The following is a 20,669-nucleotide window of genomic DNA, read 5'->3' on the forward strand; positions in this document are numbered from 1 at the left end:
TGGCAGCCACGCGGTCAAGAATTTTTATGAATGATTCGGAATGAGTCAGAACCGGTTGTCCGAAGCAGAATATAGAGAAGCGGTCGCCCAAGATGCTTTGAATCACAAGGCCTGGTATGGCCTTGGCTTGTGCCTGAAAGACATGAAGCGCTACCCGGAAGCTGCGGATGCCATTCTGGAAGCGGTGCGCATCCAGGAAGATAATTTTTATTATCGGAATGTGCTGGTGTCCACGCTGTGGCTGGCTGGGAAAGAAGACGAGGCGGTGAAGCAGGGCTATTTGTGCCTGGCGCTGAAAGACCGTATTGCAGTAGATAAATTCAAGAGCTCTGCCTATGCTGATTTATCGGTCAAAAGCAGGCATCCGCTGTTCGACTATAAAAAAAAGAAAAGCAATATCATCGCTTTTTCCTTGTGGGGGGATGATCCGGTCTACGTCACGGGTGCATTGATCAATGCACAACTGATACCGCATATGTATGACGGCTGGACCGCCAGATTCTATTGCGATGCATCGGTGCCGCCCCAGGCGCTGGACGCCTTGAGAAAGCTGGATGCCCAGGTGGTGATGATCGAGGATGAACGCCTGAAGAAATTCCGCTCCATGTGGCGGTTTTTGGTGATGGATGATCCGGGCGTGGAGTATTTTCTGTGCCGGGACACCGATTCACGGGTCAATGTGCAGGAAGTCGTTGCGGTGCAGGAATGGCTGTATTCGGACAAGAAGTTCCATATCATGCGCGACCATCCCTACCATGTGGAGCTGATATTGGCAGGCATGTGGGGAGGGGTGGCCGGGGTGCTCCCCAATATCCAGGAGATATTGCTGGAGAGTGGGAAATATGGGAACAATCCACTTTTCGATCAGGTATTTTTGATGGAAGTGGTCTGGCCGCTCATCAAGCAGGATGTGCTGGTTCATGACAGCTACTACGCGTTCCCGGATGGCAAGGATTTTCCGAAAGCGTTTCGCTTGCCCCCTGGCCGGCATGTGGGCGGCGGCATCAAGCAAATCCCCGAGAATCAGCAGAATTTCTTCAAGGATTTCTATCTGAAATAAGCGGGAATTCCGGACGCAGGATGTCTGGCATTTCCAATGGATGCAGCTAACTTTCCTGTCGCTGCATTCCGTGCTGAATGTGTGAATCCCTGCAGGCTTAGCGCGTTGCCACCACTTTGCCCATCAGTAAGCGGAAAGGCAGCAGCAGGCACACCCCCAGCACCAGCTTCACGCCCAGATCGCCCAGTGCCCAGGTGACCCAGGGCAGTTCTTCCCCGGCAAAGCCCACGCTCCAGAAAATGGCGGTATCCAGGCAGGCGGCCAGCACGGTGGCAATCAGCGGCGCGCGCCACCAGCGGCTGTGGCGCAGGCGGTCAAACACGGTGATGTCCAGCAACTGCGAGCAGGCGAACGCCAGGCCCGAGGCCATCGCAATGCGCGGCGGTGCCAGGACCAGGGAGGCGGCCACGGCCACGGCAAAACCCACCCAGGCCACGCGCCGTGCCTGCACCGGGCCAAAGCCGCGGTTGACCAGTTCGCTGACCAGAAAGGCAAACGGGTAGGTGATGGCGCCCCAGGTCAGCCAGTCGTTGATGGCGTACTGCACCAGGATGTTGGAGGACAGCACGACCACCACCATGGCCGCGATGGCGATCAGCAGCGGGGTGCGGGAAGCAACGGTGAGGTGGGTGTTCATAGGCAGAAATCCATGGTACTGCGCGCAGTCACCGGCCAGCGCAACCGGTGCGGCCCCTATTCAGAGGCCGCGAGAAAGGGCCTCCCTGCTCCGTGGTCCCCATCCCCTTGAGAGAGGCAGCGCACCACACGGCAGGGGGCGTTCAATGGAGTTACGCCGCGCCGCCCGAACTGCGGATGCCGGACGACGGCAGCTCCAGCCCCAGCATGGCGCAGGCCACGGCCTCACCCACCTTCACGCCGTCCACGCCGGCCGACAGAATGCCGCCGGCGTAGCTGGCGCCTTCACCGGCCGGGTACAGGCCGCGCGTGTTTTCGCTCTGGAAATCGGCGCCGCGGCCGATCTTCACCGGCGAGGAGGTGCGCGTTTCCACGCCGGTCAGCACCGCATCGGGCATGTCGTAGCCGCGGATCTTCTTGCCGAAGGCGGGCAGGGCTTCGCGCATGGCTTCGATGGCGTAGGCCGGCAGGGCATGGTGCAGATTGGTCAGGTGGATGCCGGGCTTGTACGAGGGCTCCACGCTGCCGAATTCCCTGGATTCGGTGCCGGCCACAAAGTCACCCACCAGCTGACCGGGGGCGCTGTAGTTGCGTCCTCCCAGCAGGAAGGCCTTGGACTCCAGTTGGCGCTGGAAGACGATGCCGGACAGCGGGTGGAACTGGCCTTCCGCCAGATCTTCCACGCCATAGGTCTTGCCGTCAAAGGCCCAGGCAAAGCTTTTGGCATCGCGCGGGAAGTCTTCCGGGTTGATGGCGCAGACCATGCCGGCGTTGGCATTGCGCTCGGCACGCGAGTACTGGCTCATGCCGTTGGTGACCACGCGCTCGGGTTCGCTGGTGGCCGCCACCACGGTGCCGCCCGGGCACATGCAGAAGCTGTAGACCGCACGGCCGTTGGCCGCGTGGTGCACCAGCTTGTAGTCGGCCGCGCCCAGCAGGGGGTGGCCGGCATCTTTGCCCCAGCGGGCCTGGTCGATGATGCTTTGCGGGTGTTCGATGCGAAAGCCGATCGAGAACGGCTTGGCTTCCATGGCCACCCCGCGCTCGTAGAACATGGCAAAGGTGTCGCGTGAGCTGTGGCCCAGGGCCATCACGGCGTGCTGTGTGGGCAGGGCATAGCTTTCGCCCGTGGCCTGGTTCAGCACCTGCAGGGCCGTCAGCTGGCGTTGTGCGCCTTCGCCGTCGATCTGCACATCGGTCACGCGCTGCTCAAAGCGGATCTCGCCGCCCAGGCGGATGATTTCCTCGCGGATGCCTTCCACCACCTTGACCAGCTTGAAGGTGCCGATATGGGGGTGGGCGGCGTAGAGGATTTCTTCCGGTGCGCCGTGCTGCACAAACTCGGTCATCACCTTGCGGCCCAGGTGGCGCGGGTCCTTGATCTGGCTGTAGAGCTTGCCGTCGGAGAAGGTGCCGGCGCCGCCTTCACCAAACTGCACATTGGACTCGGGTGTCAGCTCGCGCTGGCGCCACAGGCGCCAGGTGTCCTTGGTGCGCTCGCGCACTTCCTTGCCGCGTTCCAGCACGATGGGGCGGAATCCCATCTGTGCCAGCACCAGGGCGGCAAAAATGCCGCAAGGGCCAAAACCCACCACCACCGGGCGTTCGCTGTCGGCGAGCGTGGCAGGGGCTGCGCCCACGGGCTTCCACGCCATGTCCGGCGTGGGGTTCACATGGGACTGGTCGGCAAACCGGGCCAGCAGGGCGGCTTCCTGCGCCGGATCGGCCAGGGTGATGTCGGCGATATAGACCGCCAGCAGCGCGCTCTTGCGGGCGTCAAAACTGCGTTTGTGCACATGCAGCCGGGCAATGGCGCTGGCGGGAATGCCCAGACGCTCGGCCGCCAGGGCGGTCAGCTTGGCGATGGGCTGGTATTCGGTGTGGTTCTCGGGGTGGTATTCCACTGCCGAGAGGGGGAGTTTGAGTTCTGCAATCCGGATCATGGCTTGTACCTATCAAGCAAGGGCCTGGATGGTACGGTAAAGCACGCCGATGCAGCGTGCGCGTGCGGGGTGGCCTTGGAGCAGGCTCGGGAACGGAGCGGTGGCAGCGCGGTTTTTCATAGCGTTCCATGCAGGCGCCACATACACCGCAGGTGCAGCCGGCTTCCACGGCCTGTGGGCCGATCGGGAGGGAAGGGCGGCGCACAGTGCAGTCCCCGCGCCGCCGGGCCTAGATCACCAGCCGCGAATGGCCCACGCCGCCGCCTTTTTCCACCCGGATCTGGGCGGGGATGCGTTCCTTCAGTGCTTCGACGTGGCTGATGATGCCGATCATCTTGCCGCTGGCGTTCAGCGCGTCCAGGGCGGTCAGCGCCACTTCCAGCGTGTCGCCGTCCAGCGTGCCAAAGCCTTCGTCCAGGAACAGCGAGTCGATCGAGGTCTTGTGGCTGACCAGATCGGACAGCGCCAGTGCCAGCGCCAGGCTGACCAGGAAGGCCTCGCCGCCCGAGAGCGTGCGCGTATCGCGCGCCGCGTCGCCTTGCCAGCTGTCCACGATGTCCAGTTCCAGCTCGCCCGTGGGCTTGCGGCGCAGCAGGTAGCGGCCATGCAGTCGGGTGAGATGCCGGTTGGCGAGGTGCAGCAGGTGGTCCAGCGTCAGCCCCTGGGCGAATTTGCGGAACTTGTCGCCCCTGGCCGAACCGATCAGCCCGTCCAGGCGTTGCCACAGGTCGCTGTCTTCGGTCAGCGCCGTCATCTGCTGCAGCAAGGCCTGCTGGCCCTGGTGGCGCCGGGCATCGTCATCCAGCCGGGCGCGGGTGGCTCCCATCTGTTCACTGAGGGCAGTGCGCTGCGCTTCCAGCGCCTGTAATTGCGCGGCCAGGGCGTCGGGCGCGGTATCGGTCAGTGCCTGGCTGCGCAGTTGCTGGTGGCGTTGCAGCGCCTCGGCATGCAGCGTGGTGGCACGTTGCAGCCCGGTGTGCAGTTGCTGCTGCAGGGCGGTCAGGCGCTCCACCTCGGCGGCGGGCAGCAGGGCCTGGGTATAGGCCGCTGCATCGGCAAACGGGCTGGCTGCCAGGGCCTGCGTCCAGTCCGATGTGGCCTGCGCGGCGTCGTCGCCTTGCTGGGCCAGCGTGGTCTGCAACTGGCGGATCTGGCCTTCCAGCGTGGCCCGTTGCTGGTGCTGCTGCTCCAGGGCCAGCACGCAGTCGGCCAGGTCGCCGGGCAGGGCGGTGGCCGCCGGTGCGGGAGCGGCCAGGGATGGCTGCAACTGCTGCCAGCGGCCCTGCCACAGCGCGGCGTCCTGCTGGGCGCTGGCGCACAGGTGCTGCTGCAGATCGCGCTGGCGCACCGTGTCCTGCCATTGGCTGTGCTGGCTTTGCCAGGTCTGCCATTCCGCCTGGCGGGCCTGCAGCCAGGCCGGGTGGTCGCTATCGGGCGGCAAGGGGTAGCCTGCAGCTTCGACGGCGGTGCGCAAGGCCTGGGTCAGCGTGGCGGCCTCTGTTTCCAGGGCCTGGGCCGCCTGGGTGCTGCGCTGCTGCTGGGCCGCTGCGTCGCGTTGGGCCTGCTGCAGGCTGTCCAGCCGGTGCTGTGCGGCTTGCAGCCCTTGCAAGGCCTGCTGGCTGGCATCTTTGGCGGACTGCAGCGCGTGCTCGCCTGCTTCGGCGGCTTGCAAGGCATGGGACAGCGCCTCCAGTTGCGCCGCGGCGTGGGTGCGGGCATCGGCCAGCGCCTCGGGCTGTTGCCAGGCGTTGGCGGCGGGGGACTGCTGCAGGCCGGCGCACAGTGCCGTCCATTGCGCCTCCCAGCCGGGGATACGGGCTGCCAGTTCATCGCGCTGCGCCTGCAGCGCGGCATGCCGGGCCTGGTGGGCGGCATGGGCGCTGGCCTGCTGTTCGCCCTCTGCCTGCAATGTATCCAGCGTGGCGCGGGCCTGTTGCAGGGCGGTCTGGGTGGCCGAAAGGTCCAGCGCTGCGTAGGCCGCAATGGCCGGGTGTTCGATGGCACCGCACAGCGGGCAGGCCTCTCCGGGTTGCAGTGCATGGCGGTGGGCTTCCAGGCTTTGGATGCGCTGCTCCTGTTCCAGCAGCTTCTGCTTGTCGGCCACCCGCTCTTTTTGCTGCTTGTATTGGGCGCGCAGCTGGGCCAGCGCCTGCGTCTGCTGTGCGGTCTGGTCGGTGCTGGTCTGCAGCGCCTCTTCGGTCCGGGCTTGCTGCAGGGCCCATTGGCGGCGCTGGGCCGCGTGGGCTTCCAGCTGCTGCCAGGCATGTTGCAACTGCTGCGCCGCTTGCCACTGGGCACGCAACGGGGGCAGGCTGCCGCCGTGCGGTGCCAGGCGCTGCGCCTGGGCTTGCTGCGCCTGTGCCGCAGCCGCGCTGGCCTGCTGGTGTGCCAGCCCGGCTGCGGCCACTTCCCCGTTCTGTGCCGCCGTGTCTTGCTGCAGCTGGGTGCACCGGGTGGTGGCTTGGCGCAGTTCCAGCTGTTGCGCGGCATGCTGCTGCTGTACGTGGCGCTGCTGTTCCAGTTGCTGCTGCCAGCCGCTGAGCCGTTCACCCAGCTGCGCAAAACGCGCGTGTTCCGTGCGCCAGTGCTGCAGGGCTGCTTCTTGCGCCTGCAGCGATTGCAGTGCGTGCTGTGCGGACTGGGCTGCGCGGTCGGCCAGCACATGCGCCTGGTGGTGCAGCTGCAGCTGTCGCAGCCGGGTGCTGTCCTGCGCGGACTGCAGCTGCTGCAGCTGGGCGGCACTGCCCTGCAGCAGGGCCTGGGCATGATGCCAGCGCTGGTGAAGCGGTTGCAGAACCTGGGCGGGGGCATGGTGCTGCAAGCGTTGCAGTTGGGGGGCGGCGGCATCCAGGGCCTGCTGGGCGGCGGTGTGTGCCTGGCCGCTTTGCTCGGCATCGTGCGCGGCCTGTGCCGTTTGCTGGTGCCAGCGTTGCAGGGCCAGGGTGGCGCTGTGATCGCTCTGCACCTGGGCCAGCTCGCCTTGCAGGCGGTCGCTGTCCTGCTGCAGCTGGGCGCGTGCCTCGCTGGAGAGCAGCTGCATGCCATCGACCTGGGCCTGGGCCTTGTCCAGCTGCTGGCGTGCGTCGCGGGCGTGTTCAAACACGGCTTGCGAGATCTGGCCGTAGATTTCGGTGCCGGTCAGCTCTTCCAGCAATTCGGCGCGCTCATTGGCCGTGGCCTGCAAAAAGGCCGCAAAGCCGCCCTGGGCAAGGAGCATGGACTTGGTGAAGCGCGCAAAGTCAAGACCGGTGAGCTGTGCAATCTGCCGCAGCTTGTCGCCGCTCTGGCTGCTGAGGATGTGACCGTCTGCGACCCTGGCCAGTTCCACCTTGGGGGCCTGCAACGCACCCTGGGCTTTGTCGCGGGCGCGGCGCTGGCTCCAGAAGGCGCGGTAGACGGTGCCCTGGACTTCGAATTCCACTTCGGCCAGGCAGTCGGCGGTGTGGCGCGTCATCAGGTCGTTGCTGCCGGCGCTGATGGTGGCCAGGCGCGGGGTCTGGTGGTACAGCGCCAGGCAGATGGCATCCAGCAGCGTGGACTTGCCTGCGCCCGTGGCGCCGGTGATGGCGAACAGGCTGTTGTCGGCAAACGGTGCGGCGGTGAAGTCGATCTGCCACTCACCGTGCAGCGAGTTCAGGTTCTTGAGGCGCAGCTTGAGGATCTTCATGCCGCTCCTCCTTGGGCATCTTCTGTCGCACTCGTGAGGCGCTCCACCACCTGGTGGTAGCGTGTGGTCAGGGCCTGCTGCAGCGGAGGCTCCAGCGTTTCCTGCGCCAGGCGGCGGGCAAAGACTTCCTGCGGGCTGAGTTCATCCAGCGATTCGCTGGCGTCGGCCGTGAGCTGGGCCGCCGCAGTGCCGCGCTGGCGCTTGATACGCAGCAGCTGCACGGGCAAGCCTTCCAATAGTGTCTGCACCCGGGGTGCCAGATCGGTCAGGTAATCGTCTTCCTCGATGGTGACTTCCAGCCAGACCGGGCGCTCCGGGGTGGCGCTGGCAGCGAGGGCCTGCAAGGCGCTGGGCAATTCCGCCAGCGTGCCGCGCACCGATGCCAGGGGCTGGAACACCGGCACCGGCAGGGGGGTGACGGCCTGCAGGCCGGCTTCGTTCAGATCGACCAGCAGCACCTGCTTGGTCTGGCGTGCTTCATCAAAGCCCAGGGCGATGGGTGAGCCGCAATAGCGGATGTGTTCCAGTCCGCCAACTTTCTGCGGCTGGTGGATATGGCCCAGCGCAATGTAGTCGGCCGCCGGGAAGGCGGTGGTGGGGAAGGCTTCCAGCGATCCCACATAGATTTCGCGCACCGATTCGCTGCTGCTGGCGCCCACGGTGGTCAGGTGGCCGGTGGCCACGATGGGCAGCTTGCGTCCCAGCGTTTGCTGCAGCGCCGTCTGCCATGCGACGGCGGCGTCATACACCTGCTGGTAGGTGGTCTGGATGGCCGTCTGCAGTGCCAGCTGTTTGTCCTGGGCGCTTTGCCCCGCCTGGCTGTGCACCACGTCACGCGGGCGGATGAAGGGCAGGGCGCAGACGATGCAGCCGGGCTCTGCCGGCTGGCCGCGCAGCGGCAATGTGACGACATGCCCGGAGGCCTCACCCACAGCGGCAATCACCCGGGTGCCCAGGTAGGCCAGCAGGTCCTGGCTTTCGTCCAGCACGCTGACGGAGTCGTGGTTGCCACCCAGCAGCAGCAGGGCCACGCCGGCCCGGTGCAGGCGGGCGATGAGCTGGTTGTACAGCTCGCGCGCATAGCTGGGTGGTGCGCCGGTGTCGAAGATGTCGCCCGCAATCACCACCGCGTCCACCGCATGTGCTTCCACCTGGGTCAGCAGCCAGTCCACCAACGCACTGTGCTCGGCCTGGCGGCTTTGGCCCATGAAGTGCTGGCCCAGATGCCAGTCGGAGGTGTGAAGCAGTCGCATGCGAAAAGGGAAAGAAGAAGACGTGACAGGGGCGGCGCAGCCTGTGCCGCCGAACACGCCATGGTAGCGACTGCCTGGGGTGGTGCTGCGAGGCTGGTCGTTGGCAGCTTGCCAGGCCGGCTGTTGGTAGGAATGTCGTTGGATATGACATTCTTTTTGGGAATAACTGGTCGGTCGCTCGGGATGCGCCAGATGGTGCTTGGGGCACCTGCGTGGGGGCGTGAAGGTGCGGTCCAAATACGCAATAAAGAGAAGGTTTTATGCAGATTACTGTATTTTTAGTGCTTTCTGAAAATAAAAAATACATTTGAATTCAAATGCTTGTATTGCATTTGCAAGATTTTATTTTCTAGATACCTGTTGGTAATATTTTGTTTTGCAGCCTGCTGCCTACAGGCGCTGCAACCCTCTGCAGAAAACGGTCGGGCTTCCTAGAATCATTCTGGTATCGATTGAATGAAACATAGGAATCAACATGTCACAAGCTGATGTGCCGAACCGCGTGCCCGTATGGCCGCGCGTGTTGGGCGTTGTCTTGGCGCTGGTGGGTCTGGCGCTGCTGATTGGCGGGATCCAGCTGGTCACGCTGGGTGGGTCTTGGTATTACCTGATCGCCGGGGCTGCCTCCGTGGTGTCCGGCGTGCTGCTGGTGCGCGGCAAGCCGCTGGGTGCCCTGCTGTATCTGGTGGTGGTCATTGCCACCGCCATCTGGGCGCTGGCAGAAGTCGGCACCGCATTCTGGGGGCTGGTGCCGCGTCTGGCGCCGGTGCTGGTGCTGGGCCTGTTTGCCGCGCTGGCACTGCGTTCGCTGCGCTCGCCGGCCCAAGCCATTGCCCTGCCTGCCGCAGCCGTGCAGGCCGTGGTGGTGCTGGCGGGTGCTGCTTCGATCTTCACGCCCCACAACACGGTGGAAAACACGGCCAAGAAGGGTGTGGACATCGTCAAGCAAGTGGCAGTGGTGAGCGATGCTGGCAGCCCGGACAACCGCTGGACGCACTACGGCCGCGACGACCACAGCAACCGCTTTGCACCGTTCGACCAGATCACGGCCGACAACGTCAAGGGGCTGGAAGTGGCCTGGACCTACCGCACCGGTGCCAAAACCGGTGGCGGCAACGAAGACCAGAACACCCCCATCCAGGTGGGTGACTCGGTTTACCTGTGCACACCGCAGAACAAGGTCATCGCGCTGAACGCCGAAACCGGCGAAGAAAAGTGGGTGTTCGATCCCAAGACGCGTGAGAACAAGTGGTGGAGCCGCTGCCGTGGCGTGGCCTACTACGAAGTGCCTGCCGTGGCATCGGCTGCTCCCGCTGCCCAAGGCGGCGACAGCGCGCCCGCCGCACCGGCGCCCGCCAAGTGCAGCGCACGCATCATCACCACCGACAAGGACGCACGCCTGTGGGCGCTGGATGCCAAGACCGGTGAAGTCTGCGATGGCTTTGGTGACACCGGCAAGGGCTATACCGACCTGAGCGTGGGCATGGGCCAGTACCAGGACTTCTATTACATGCCCACGTCGCAGCCGCTGGTGGCGGGTGACCGCGTGGTCATCGGCGGCTGGGTCTGGGACGGCAAGAAGACCGAGCAACCTTCCGGCGTGGTGCGTGCCTACAGCCTGAAGGATGGCGCGCTGGAATGGGCCTGGGATCTGGGCAACCCTGCGATCACCAAGCTGCCTCCCGAAGGGCAGACCTACACCAAGGGCACGCCCAACTTCTGGTCGCATGGCGCCTATGACGCCAAGCTGGGCCTGATCTACCTGCCGCTGGGCAATGCCACGCCCGATTTCTGGGGTGCGCACCGCACACCCGAGATGAACCAGTATTCCACGTCCGTGGTGGCACTGAAGGCCGACACCGGCCGCGAAGCATGGCACTTCCAGGCCCTGCACATGGACACCTGGGACTATGACAACGGCACGCCTCCCACCATGGTGGATGTGCCCGATGGCAAGGGTGGCAATACCCCGGGCCTGGTGCTGGCCACCAAGACCCACCAGCTGTTCCTGCTGGACCGCACCAACGGCAAGCCGCTGGCGGATGTGGAAGAAAAGCCCGCGCCCCAGGGCGTGATGGAAGGCGATGCTGCACCATCGCCCACCCAGCCCTGGTCCGTGGGCATGCCGCAGCTGGCCAAGAACACACTGACCGAAAAGGACATGTGGGGCGCCACCATGTTCGACCAGCTGTACTGCCGCATCAAGTTCAAGCAATTGAAATATGACGGCCCGTACACCAAGCTGACCGACCAGATGACGCTGATCTACCCCGGCTACTACGGTGGCTTCAACTGGGGTGGTCACGCCTACGATCCGCGTACCAACATGCTCATCGTCAACGACATGGTCATGCCACAGATCGGCTTCCTGCACCCGCAGGAAGGCGCCCAGGAAAAGCTGGAGTCGCTGAAGAAGAACGACATCACCAACGCTTCGTGGGCCACCCACGTGCAGGAAGGCACACCCTTCCAGTCCATCCGTGGTGCGTTCAACTCCTTCCTCGGCCTGCCCTGCCACCAGCCTTCCTGGGGCAATCTGACGGCCATCGACCTGAACACCAAGTCGATTGCCTGGCAGGTGCCGCTGGGTACGGTGGAAGACAGCAAGCTCCAGGGCGTGCGCTTTGGTCTGCCGGTGCCGGTGGGCATGCCTTCGCTGTCCGGTCCGTTCGCCACGGCAGGCGGCCTGACCTTCTATGCCGGAACCCAGGACTATTACCTGCGCGCCTTTGACAACCAGAGCGGCAAGGAGGTCTGGAAGGGCCGTCTGCCCGTGGGGGCCCAGGCCACGCCCATGACCTATCTGTCGCCCGAATCGGGTCGCCAGTTCGTGGTCGTGTCTGCCGGTGGTGCCCGCATGACCACCGACAAGGGCGACTATGTGATCGCCTACGCACTGCCCAAGAAGTAGGCAGCGGCCGGGGCTGCGGCCCCGTGACACACAGGCCCGCCCTCCGCAAGGAGGGCGGGCTTTTTTGCATCTGCCAGCGGCTGCGGAGTTGACCTGACCTGACCTGACCTGGCTTGGTCTGGTTTGGTTTGGTTTGGTTTGGTTTGGTTTGGTTTGGTTTGGTCTGGTCTGGTCTGGTCTGGTCTGGTCTGGTTTGGTTTGGTTTGGTTTGGTCTGGTCTGGTCTGGTCTGGTCTGGTCTGGTTTGGTTTGGTTTGGTTTGGTTTGGTCTGGTTTGGTTTGGTTTGGTTTGGTCTGGTCTGGTCTGGTTTGGTTTGGTCTGGTCTGGTCTGGTCTGGTTTGGTTTGGTTTGGTTTGGTTTGGTTTGGTTTGGTCTGTGCGTTTTCTGCAGAACCGGATGGCGGGGTCAGGCCTTTGGGGCGGCGGTGAGTGACGCGCAAGACCATCCTGCAGCCCGCGAAGCGGCGGCAAATGAACCTGTGATTTGTCGCCTAAATGACAAGTGTTGGACAATCGAAGGCGCTGCGCTGCTGCTGGAACGGGTCGACAAGCCGCGCCATTGCTGGGATCGGGCCTCAGGGAATGGATGAATAAAGGGTAAACCCTTGATGTGGGTTTCCCGTAAAGGTTGCCCCGGAGTACGCACCTACATTGCAAGCTCTTTCGAGCAAGCAAGAGCAAGAGGAGACTTGAATGCAGCGTCGTACGTGGGGTGCCGTGGCCTGTGCCGTGGCCGCTTTGTGGGCTACCGGTGCCCAGGCCCAGGCCAACTACCCGAACCAACCCATTACCCTGCTGGTGCCCTACGCGGCCGGCGGGACCACCGACGTGCTGGCGCGTGCCCTGGCCAACAGCATGGGCAAGCTGCTCAAGCAGAGCGTGATCGTGGAAAACCGTCCCGGTGCCGGCGGTTCCATGGGCGTGGTGGAAATGCTCAAGACCAAGCCCGACGGCTACAAGCTGACCTTGACCCCGGTGGGCATCTTCCGCCAGCCGTACCTGCAGAAAACGCCGTACGACCCGATCCGCGATGTGACCTATATCGCCTCGTTTGCCACCTATGACTTCATTCTGGGCGTGTCCGCGACGGCGCCGCACAAGACGCTGAAGGATCTGGTGGACTACGCCAAGAAGAACCCCGGCGCCATCGATTACGGCACGCCCGGCAAGTATTCCGGCAACCAGGTGGCCATGGTGCTGCTGGGCAAGGCCGTGGGCACGGAATTTGTGCATGTGCCGTTCAAGGGCGATGCCGAGAACGTGAACGCGCTGCTGGCCGGTCACATCAAGTCCTCGGTGTCCACCAACAGCATCATGACCTTCATCGAATCGGGCAAGGTCCGTCCGCTGGCGATTGCGTCCGAGCAGCGCTCGCCCGCCTTCCCCAATCTGCCGACCTTCAAGGAGCAGGGCTATGACGTGGTCGTGCCGTCTCCGCTGGGCGTGGGCGGTCCCAAGGGGCTGCCCCAGCCCATCGTGGAGAAGTTGGATGCGGCCGTGAAGGCAGCGCTGCAGGACCCCGACTTCCAGCGCGTCGTCAAGAACTACGGCATCCGCACCGATTACCGTGATGCCAAGACCTACACCGAGTTCGCACGCACCACGTTTGCGGGTGAAAAGGCTTTGGTGCAGAGCATGGGCCTGAACGACTGAGGCTGGTGCTGACCGCTACCCGGAGCCCAGGCACATCCCGCGGCTCCGGTGCGGTCCCCGCTGCCTGCCTGCGCAGGCTGCTTACAGTCTTTACCTGCGTGATGGACAGCGGCGTGCAAAGCGGTGGCATGCTGGTGCCATCACCACTTGCAGGAAAGGACGAACCCATGCGTACATCCCGTTGGCTGGCAATGGCTGGCGCCGCGGTGGCTGCGGCGGCCCTCACGGGCTGCATACTGCCTCCGCCGCACGACCATGGCAGGGACGGCGGTCGTGGCGATGGCCGTTATGACCACCGAGGTGACCGCGACGGCGACGGCCGCTGGGACCGCGATGGTCGGCCCTCGGGCCCACCGCCCGGCGGCTATGGCCAGCGCTATTGACAGTGAAGATGAGGGCGGCACCCGATGGGTGCCGGATGCAAAAAACGGGTGCCAAGGCACCCGTTTTTTTATGGACATGCGCTGATAGCGCCGCCGCGCGTGCGGCCTCTTGTGTTCTCACGTCCGGCGCAACCGATGCCATAGATGCCATCGATGCAACCGGTGACGGCGGCACCGCAGACGCGCGCAGCGGAGGGCGTGCGGCATGCCCCCACGGCCTGGGGGATGCGCCGGCCGCTGCTGCCTGCCTCAGTCCTCCGGGTCCTCCGGCTCGGCCAGGAAGCCCCCGCTCTGGTGGGCCCACAGCTTGGCGTAGATGCCGCCCTTGGCCAGCAGTTGCTGGTGCGTGCCTTCTTCGACGATATGGCCTTCGTTCATCACGATCAGCCGGTCCATGGCGGCAATGGTCGAGAGGCGGTGGGCAATGGCAATCACCGTCTTGCCGTGCATCAGGCCATCCAGGCTGTGCTGGATGGCGGCTTCCACCTCGCTGTCCAGTGCGCTGGTGGCTTCGTCCAGCAGCAGGATGGGGGCGTTTTTCAGCATCACCCGGGCGATGGCCACGCGCTGGCGCTGGCCACCCGAGAGCTTGACGCCGCGCTCGCCCACCTGGGCGTCATAGCCGCTGCGGCCTTTGAGGTCGGTCAGCGTGGCGATGAAGTCCGAGGCCTCGGCCTTGTCGGCAGCGGCGCGCATCTCGGCCTCGGAGGCATCGGGCCGGCCGTAGAGGATGTTGTCGCGCATGGAGCGGTGCAGCAGCGAGGTGTCCTGCGTGACCATGCCGATGGCGCCGCGCAGGCTGTCTTGCGTGACATGGCGGATGTCCTGGCCGTCGATGGTGATGCGGCCGCTTTGCGGCTCGTGAAAGCGCAGCAGCAGATTGACCAGCGTGGACTTGCCGGCGCCCGAGCGGCCGATCAGACCGATGCGTTCGCCCGGGCGGATCTGCAGATTCAGCTGGTCGATGACTTTCTTGCCGCCGTCCTTGTAGCTGAAATCCACGCCTTCAAAGGCAATGGCCCCCTGCGTGACCTGCAGCGGCTGGGCATTGGGCGCATCGACGATGGAGCGGGGCTTGGTCAGGGTGGTGATGCCGTCCTGGATGGTGCCCACGTTTTCGAACAGGCCGGTCATCTGCCACATCACCCAGTGCGAATAGCCCATCAGGCGCAGCGCCATGGCAATCACCGCTGCCACCACGCCGGCGCTGGCATGGCCCTGGGTCCACAGGTAGAGGGCGGTGCCGCCGCTGCCCAGCAGCAGCAGGGCAATCATCAGGTGGTTGGTGATCTCGAACTGGCTGACCAGGCGCATCTGCGCATAGCCCGTGGCCTTGAAGGCCTCCATGGCGTTGCGCGCGTACTCGGCCTCGCGGCGCGTGTGGGCGAACAGCTTGACGGTGGCGATGTTGGTATAGGCATCGGTCACGCGGCCGGTCATCATCGAGCGCGCATCGGCCTGCTTCTTGCCGATCTGCCCCAGGCGCGGCACAAAGTAGAAACAGGCGGCGATGTAGGCGGCAAACCAGATGGCGAAGGGAATCATCAGCCGCCATTCGAAGCTGGCTGCCAGGATCAGGATACCGATCATGTAGACGCCGACCCCGACCAGCACATCGACCACCATGAACACCACTTCGCGCACCGACAGCGCGGTCTGCATGATCTTGGTGGTGATGCGGCCGGCAAATTCGTCCGCATAGAACGACATGCTCTGCCCCAGCATCAGCTTGTGGAAGACCCAGCGCAGCCGCATCGGAAAGTTGATGGCCAGCACCTGGTGCATGACCTGGGTGTGCAGGGCGAGCAGCGCCACGCTGCCCAGCAGGATGGCCGTAATGCCCAGCACCGTACCGCGCTGCTGTTCCCAGAAGTTGGCGGGCGAGACCGTGCCCAGCCAATCGACCACATGGCCCATGATGGCGAACAGCAGTGCTTCGTACACCGACAGCAGGGCCGAAGTGAGGGTTAACAGCGCAATCCAGCCGCGCATGCCCTGGGTGCAGGCCCAGATAAAGGCAAAGAAGCCTTTGGGAGGCACCGGGGGTTCTGTTGCCGGATAGGGCGGCACCTGTTTTTCAAATAAACCGAACAAGATCGAGCTCTCCTTGTACTGCCCATGGTAGTGGGGCGGCCACCCGGTGGAAAAGGCCCGGGTGATGCCCGTGCGGTGGCGGGGAGATTGGCTCCACCTCTGCCGGCGCCAGTATCCCGTGGCGGGTGCGATCGCTGCCTATACTTTGCCCGGGCTGCTGCGAGCTACAGGGGCCGCCGATTCAAGCGAAAGCAGGTAGAGATTGAAAGCATATTGCAAACGGATGAAGGGCGGGAGCGCATGGCTGGCCATGTGCCTGTTGGCAGGGGCTGTGCAGGCCGCGCAAGGCCCAACGGTTCAGGACATCGAAGTGCTGAAAACCATTCCCGGCGGGCAGTGGGAGCTGACCAGCCGTGTCGACCACGCGGAAAAGGCGACGCCGCCGCAGCTGGGCTGTCTGTCGGCCGAGGGCCTGGCCCGTGGTCTGCAGGAGCTGGTGACCACGGTGCAGTCTGAGCAGCGCTGCACCATCCAGCTGACGAGCAACACCGACGCGCTGGGTGTGCTGGAGCTGCGGTGCCCGCAGGACGGACGTGAGCTGGTGCCGGCGGTGATGGAGTTCCGGCGCCCGGCGCCGGACCGTCTGGAAGTGCGCAGCCAGCTGCAGTTTGGTCCCCGTTCCATGCACCTGGCGCAGGACTACCAATGGAAAGGTGCCTGCCCCCAGTGACCGGGTGAAGGCGCCGCTGCCCGGTCCGGGGCAGAGTGGCCTGGGTGGTACCGGCAGCGGTTTGCGGCTGCCGGTACCACCGAGCGGCGGGCGCCCACAGGGCGCGCCGGGCGGCAGGTGCAGGTATCAGGCCGTGACCATGCCCAGGAACTGGCGCAGTTCCGGCGTTTGCGGCGCTCCGAAAATCTGTTCCGGTGCCCCGACTTCGTGCACCTTGCCCTGGTGCATGAAGACCACTTTGTCGCTGACCTTGCGGGCAAAGCTCATTTCGTGCGTGACCATGATCAGCGTCATGCCCTGTTCGGCCAGGCTTTCCACCACGCCCAGCACTTCGGCCACCAGTTCCGGGTCCAGGGCCGAGGTGACTTCGTCGCACAGCAGGATTTCCGGGTCCATGGCCAGGGCACGGGCAATGGCCACGCGCTGCTGCTGCCCGCCGGAGAGCTGGTCCGGCATGGCGTCAAACTTCTCGGCCAGACCGACGCGGTCCAGCAGGCGTTCGGCATTCGCGCGGGCAGTGTCCTGCGGCTGGCGCATCACCAGCGAGGGGGCCAGCATCACATTGCGGCCCACGCTCAGGTGGGGGAACAGGTTGAAGCTCTGGAAGATCATGCCCACGTTCTTGCGCAGCTCGCGCAGGGATTGGGCGTTGTCGGCCTGCAGCGGCTGGCCATGCACCAGCAGCTGGCCTTCCTGAAAGGTTTCCAGGCCGTTGATGCAGCGCAGCAGCGTGCTCTTGCCGGAGCCGCTCTTGCCGATGATGGACACCACTTCGCTGCGGTTGATCTGCAGGTCCACGCCCTTGAGCACTTCGTTGCTGCCATAGCGCTTGCGCAGGCCGTGGATGTCGACCAGGGGGAAGGTGGAAGGAGAGGATGCAGGGGCGTTCATGTGCGCAATCCAGAAGTCGTCAGGGGAAACAGGGGGAGGCGTGCCATCAGGTGCGGGGACGCAGGCGTTTTTCCATGCGTTGGCTCCACAGCGACAGCGGGAAGCACAGCACGAAGTACAGCGCGGCCACGCAGCCGTAGACCAGGAAGGGTTCGAACGTGGCGTTGGCAATCAGCTGCCCGGCCTTGGTCACTTCCACAAAGCCGATCACGCTGGTCAGCGCGGTGGCCTTGATGATCTGCACGCCAAAGCCGGCGGTGGGGGCAATGCCCAGGCGCATGGCCTGGGGCAGGATCACGTGGCGCAGTTGTTCGGTGAAGCTCATGGCCAGGCAGGACGAAGCCTCCCATTGGCCGTGGGGCACGGCCTCCACGCAGCCGCGCCAGATGTCGCACAGATAGGCGGCGGAATACAGCGTCAGGCACACGGCGGCCGCCATCAGCGCCGAGGTCTCGATGCCGATCAGCGCCATGCCGAAGTAGGTGAGAAACAGCTGCATCAGCAGGGGCGTGCCCTGGAACAGCTGCACATAGAGCGACACGGCGCGCACGGCCCCGGGCAGCTTGGACAGGCGCAGCACCAGCAGGCCCAGACCCAGCAGGCCGCCGCAGACAAAAGCGATGAGAGACAGGCCCACTGTCCAGCGCAGAGCCAGCAGCAGCTGGCGGGCAATGTCCCAGTACGTGAATTCAACCATGGGGAAACACTCCGAAATCAGCGACGGCGGCCGAAGACACAACGGGGGCCGAACCAGTTCAGGAACTGGCGCAGCAGCACGGCCAGGCCCAGGTAGACCAGGGTGACCACGATGTACGACTCCAGGCTGCGGAAGGTGCGGCTGGAGATCAGGTTGGCGGCGTAGGAGATTTCCTCGGTCGAGATCTGGCTGCACACGGCAGAGCCCAGCATCACGATGATGATCTGCCCGGTCAGTGCCGGCCAGACACGGCTCAGGGCGGGTGGCAGCACCACGCGGGTGAAGATCTGCATGCGGTTCAGTGCCAAGCACTGGGCAGCTTCGATCTGGCCGCGCGGCGTGGCTTCGATGCCGGCACGGATCTGCTCACAGGCGTAGGCTCCCAGGTTCAGCGTCATGGCCAGCACGCTGGCCACCTCGGGCGACATGCGCAGGCCCAGCGAGGGCAGGCCGAAGAACAGGAAGAACAGCTGGATGATGAAAGGGGTGTTGCGGAACACCTCCACATAGGAGGCGACCAGGGTGCGTACCGCCAGGCCGGCGTGCAGGCGCATCCAGGCGCAGGCGATGCCCAGCAGCACACCCAGTGGCACGGCAAAGGCCGTCAGCAGCACGGTGAGCCACAGGCCCTGAAGGAGCATGGGCCATTGGCCCAGCACCGTTGCGAAGTTCATTTCCATGGGCGTGGCCCCGTTCTCGATTCTGTGCAATATCCAAAGTCAGGTCCTGGCGGCGCGGACGCGCCAGGCGGGAGGGACCCATGGGGTTCCTCCCGGAAGTCCACCGGCGGTCAGTCCGGCAGATTGCCCATGTCGCGGCCCAGCCACTTCTTGGAGTAGGAGTTCAGCGTGCCGTCCTGCTTGGCGGTGCGCAGGATGTCATTGACCTTGTTCAGCAGCGCGGTCTCGCCCTTGCGCACGCCGATGTAGTTGGGCGAGTCCTTGATCAGCAGCTTGTATTCGGCCTGGACCTTGGGGTTCTTGGCCAGTGCGGCGCCGGCGACGGCCGCGCCCACGGCCACGAACTGGGTTTGCTGCGTCATGAAGGCGGCCATGGTGGCGTTGTCGTCTTCAAAGCGCTGGATCTTCAGCGTCTTGGGGGCGAGGTGCAGCAGCGCCTCGTCCTGGATGGTGCCGCGCGTCACGGCCAGGGTCTTGCCGCCCAGGTCGTCAAAGCTCTTGACGGCGATGTCCTTGGGGCCGAAGACGGCCTGGAAGAAGGGGGCGTACGAGGTGGTGAAGTCGATCACCTTGGCGCGCTCTTCGTTCTTGCCCAGGGCCGAGACGATCAGGTCGATCTTGTTGGCCTGCAGGTAGGGAATGCGGTTGGGGGTGCTCAGGGGCACGAATTCGGCTTTGACGCCCAGCTTGTCTGCAATCAGCTGGGCCGTGGCCACGTCCACGCCGGTGGGCTTGAAGTCCGGGCCCATGAAGCCGTAGGGAGGGTAATCGGTGGGAATGCCCAGGGCGATCGACTTCTTGTCGAGCACGCGCTGCAGCGACTTGTCCTCTTGCGCCATGGCGCCGGCAGAAACGGAGAGGGCGATGGCGGCCAGTGTGGTGGCGGTGAAGGTGCGGCGGCTCAAGGACATGGGTGCACTCCGGGAAGCAAAAAAGTTGCGGGTGCACTGCTTGAGCATTTACCGTGCCAGCTTGAAACGCGGGTTTCTGTTTGCGGTGCCGGGGCGGTGCCGGACGGTGTCCGCACCCCGGGTGTACGTGCCGACCTGGGGGACTGCCGATGGCTTTTTCTACAGAGCGCCAAAGCAGGCATCGGTTTTGCAAGCAGGGACGGTGTTTTTGAAACTTTTGTGCCTATGTTTCATATTTTTGGCACGTTCGTTTCATGAACGGTGCAAGCCGCGCCCCATGGTGGTGCGCGCTCCCCAAATTGGAGACAAGGTTCCATTCCATGCACGATTCGCTCAATCCCAGCACGCTGGATGCCCGCATCCGCCATGTCTATGCCCAGCTGTCCTCGGCCGAACGCAAGCTGGCCGATATGGTGCTCACCCGACAGCGGGAGCTGCTGGGCTATTCGGCCACGGAACTGGCCGGACTGGCTGGCACGTCCAAGTCCAGCGCAGCGCGCTTTTTCCGCAGCCTGGGTTATGCCGGGTATGACGAATTCCGCCAGGCCCTGCGGGCGGCGCAGCTGCAGCAGTCGCCCCTGGCGCGCATGGAGCAGCCACGCCGCAAGCGCAGCCTGGCGCAGCAGTTCCAGTCCCATCTGCAGGCCGATGCCAGCCTGCTGAATGCCTGGGCGGAGTCCATCCCCGAGGCGCAGCTGGAAGCGGCGATTGCCATGCTGGTCAGGGCGCGCAAGGTCTGGGTGGTGGGCTACCGCCACAGCCACCTGACCGCGTTCTATGCCCAGTCGCTGCTGGCCCAGGTGCGGGGCGAGGTCGGCAGCCTCAACGATGTGGCTGGGCGCGAAGCGGATCTGCTGGCCAGTGCCTCGGAAAAGGATGTGCTGCTGGCCGTGGACTTTCGCCGCCGCAGCACGCGCCTGCCGCGCCTGCTGGCTGCGGCGCAGGCCGTGGGGGCCCAGACGCTGGTGCTGACCGATGCGCCGGTGTCCGCCCTGGCCATGCAGGCCCAGGTGGTGCTGCGCTGTGGCGCCAGCAGCCCGCAGGGCCTGTTCGATTCCTATGTGTGTGCCGTCAGCTTGGTGAACTTTCTGGCCAGCGCCCTGGCCCAGCAGCAGCGCGTTCCTACCCAGGAGCGGCTGGAACGCATCGAGCGCCTGCATGTGGCGCTGGATGACCTGGAACCCCAGCTGTGACCCGCCGCTGGCGGGCGTGATGTGTCTT

16 protein-coding genes are annotated in these 20,669 nt (G+C 64.6%); 7 read left to right on the top strand and 9 right to left on the bottom strand.

Translation table 11 applies throughout. The annotated features are described in order from the left end of the window. Window positions 1-40 precede the first annotated feature (40 nt). Window positions 41-1,060, top strand: a complete 1,020-nt coding sequence (locus KW830_RS13980) for a tetratricopeptide repeat protein (RefSeq protein ID WP_218333507.1) — start codon at window positions 41-43, stop codon at window positions 1,058-1,060. 97 nt (window positions 1,061-1,157) lie between these two features. On the opposite strand, the gene KW830_RS13985 is transcribed toward KW830_RS13980, so the two are convergent. From KW830_RS13985 to sbcD, 4 genes are all read right to left on the bottom strand, one after another. After that, window positions 1,158-1,697 (bottom strand): VUT family protein, encoded by a 540-nt coding sequence (locus KW830_RS13985; protein ID WP_218333508.1) that lies wholly within the window; start codon window positions 1,695-1,697, stop codon window positions 1,158-1,160. Window positions 1,698-1,848: 151 nt separating this feature from the next. After that, window positions 1,849-3,639: an NAD(P)/FAD-dependent oxidoreductase gene (locus KW830_RS13990; RefSeq protein ID WP_218333509.1), complete on the bottom strand. Its 1,791-nt coding sequence runs from the start codon at window positions 3,637-3,639 to the stop codon at window positions 1,849-1,851. Between the two features lie 229 nt (window positions 3,640-3,868). After that, on the bottom strand, window positions 3,869-7,306 hold the full coding sequence (locus tag KW830_RS13995) for an AAA family ATPase (protein ID WP_218333510.1): 3,438 nt from the start codon (window positions 7,304-7,306) through the stop codon (window positions 3,869-3,871). Continuing rightward, window positions 7,303-8,559 carry an exonuclease subunit SbcD gene (gene sbcD, locus KW830_RS14000; RefSeq protein ID WP_218333511.1) on the bottom strand — a complete coding sequence of 419 codons (1,257 nt, stop codon included), beginning with the start codon at window positions 8,557-8,559 and terminating at the stop codon, window positions 7,303-7,305. The genes KW830_RS13995 and sbcD overlap by 4 nt, the downstream gene beginning before the upstream one ends. Before the next feature lie 475 nt (window positions 8,560-9,034). Here sbcD and KW830_RS14005 point away from each other — a divergent pair, with 475 nt between their 5' ends. The 4 genes from KW830_RS14005 to KW830_RS14020 all read left to right on the top strand — a co-directional run bounded on the left by KW830_RS14005 (window position 9,035) and on the right by KW830_RS14020 (window position 13,505). After that, window positions 9,035-11,470: a membrane-bound PQQ-dependent dehydrogenase, glucose/quinate/shikimate family gene (locus KW830_RS14005; protein ID WP_218333512.1), complete on the top strand. Its 2,436-nt coding sequence runs from the start codon at window positions 9,035-9,037 to the stop codon at window positions 11,468-11,470. Window positions 11,471-11,603: 133 nt separating this feature from the next. Further along, window positions 11,604-12,059, top strand: coding sequence for a hypothetical protein (locus tag KW830_RS14010; RefSeq protein WP_218333513.1), 456 nt, complete (start codon window positions 11,604-11,606; stop codon window positions 12,057-12,059). 103 nt (window positions 12,060-12,162) lie between these two features. Further along, a complete protein-coding gene (locus KW830_RS14015; RefSeq protein ID WP_066542006.1) occupies window positions 12,163-13,122 on the top strand; it encodes a tripartite tricarboxylate transporter substrate binding protein in 960 nt (319 codons plus the stop codon). Between the two features lie 167 nt (window positions 13,123-13,289). After that, a complete protein-coding gene (locus tag KW830_RS14020; RefSeq protein WP_192334185.1) occupies window positions 13,290-13,505 on the top strand; it encodes a hypothetical protein in 216 nt (71 codons plus the stop codon). 249 nt (window positions 13,506-13,754) lie between these two features. Here KW830_RS14020 and KW830_RS14025 read toward each other — a convergent pair whose 3' ends face one another. After that, window positions 13,755-15,599 carry an ABC transporter ATP-binding protein gene (locus KW830_RS14025; RefSeq protein ID WP_218333514.1) on the bottom strand — a complete coding sequence of 615 codons (1,845 nt, stop codon included), beginning with the start codon at window positions 15,597-15,599 and terminating at the stop codon, window positions 13,755-13,757. 310 nt (window positions 15,600-15,909) lie between these two features. On the opposite strand from KW830_RS14025, the gene KW830_RS14030 reads away from it, so the two are divergent. Then, window positions 15,910-16,269 (top strand): DUF3617 family protein, encoded by a 360-nt coding sequence (locus KW830_RS14030; RefSeq protein WP_127446263.1) that lies wholly within the window; start codon window positions 15,910-15,912, stop codon window positions 16,267-16,269. Window positions 16,270-16,395: 126 nt separating this feature from the next. On the opposite strand, the gene KW830_RS14035 is transcribed toward KW830_RS14030, so the two are convergent. The 4 genes from KW830_RS14035 to KW830_RS14050 all read right to left on the bottom strand — a co-directional run bounded on the left by KW830_RS14035 (window position 16,396) and on the right by KW830_RS14050 (window position 19,448). Further along, window positions 16,396-17,160, bottom strand: a complete 765-nt coding sequence (locus tag KW830_RS14035) for an amino acid ABC transporter ATP-binding protein (RefSeq protein WP_218333515.1) — start codon at window positions 17,158-17,160, stop codon at window positions 16,396-16,398. 46 nt (window positions 17,161-17,206) lie between these two features. Next, window positions 17,207-17,857 (bottom strand): amino acid ABC transporter permease, encoded by a 651-nt coding sequence (locus KW830_RS14040; protein ID WP_066542012.1) that lies wholly within the window; start codon window positions 17,855-17,857, stop codon window positions 17,207-17,209. A 17-nt stretch (window positions 17,858-17,874) separates the two neighbouring features. Continuing rightward, the gene (locus KW830_RS14045; protein ID WP_218333516.1) at window positions 17,875-18,537 is read right to left on the bottom strand and encodes an amino acid ABC transporter permease; all 663 of its coding nucleotides are present in this window, start codon (window positions 18,535-18,537) and stop codon (window positions 17,875-17,877) included. A 110-nt stretch (window positions 18,538-18,647) separates the two neighbouring features. Next, window positions 18,648-19,448 carry a transporter substrate-binding domain-containing protein gene (locus tag KW830_RS14050; protein ID WP_066542022.1) on the bottom strand — a complete coding sequence of 267 codons (801 nt, stop codon included), beginning with the start codon at window positions 19,446-19,448 and terminating at the stop codon, window positions 18,648-18,650. Between the two features lie 320 nt (window positions 19,449-19,768). Between KW830_RS14050 and KW830_RS14055 the strand changes: the two genes are divergently transcribed. Continuing rightward, window positions 19,769-20,641, top strand: a complete 873-nt coding sequence (locus tag KW830_RS14055; protein WP_066542014.1) for a MurR/RpiR family transcriptional regulator — start codon at window positions 19,769-19,771, stop codon at window positions 20,639-20,641. Window positions 20,642-20,669 lie beyond the last annotated feature (28 nt).

This window comes from Comamonas sp. CMM03, from assembly GCF_019218715.1.
GTDB lineage: Bacteria > Pseudomonadota > Gammaproteobacteria > Burkholderiales > Burkholderiaceae_C > Comamonas > Comamonas terrigena.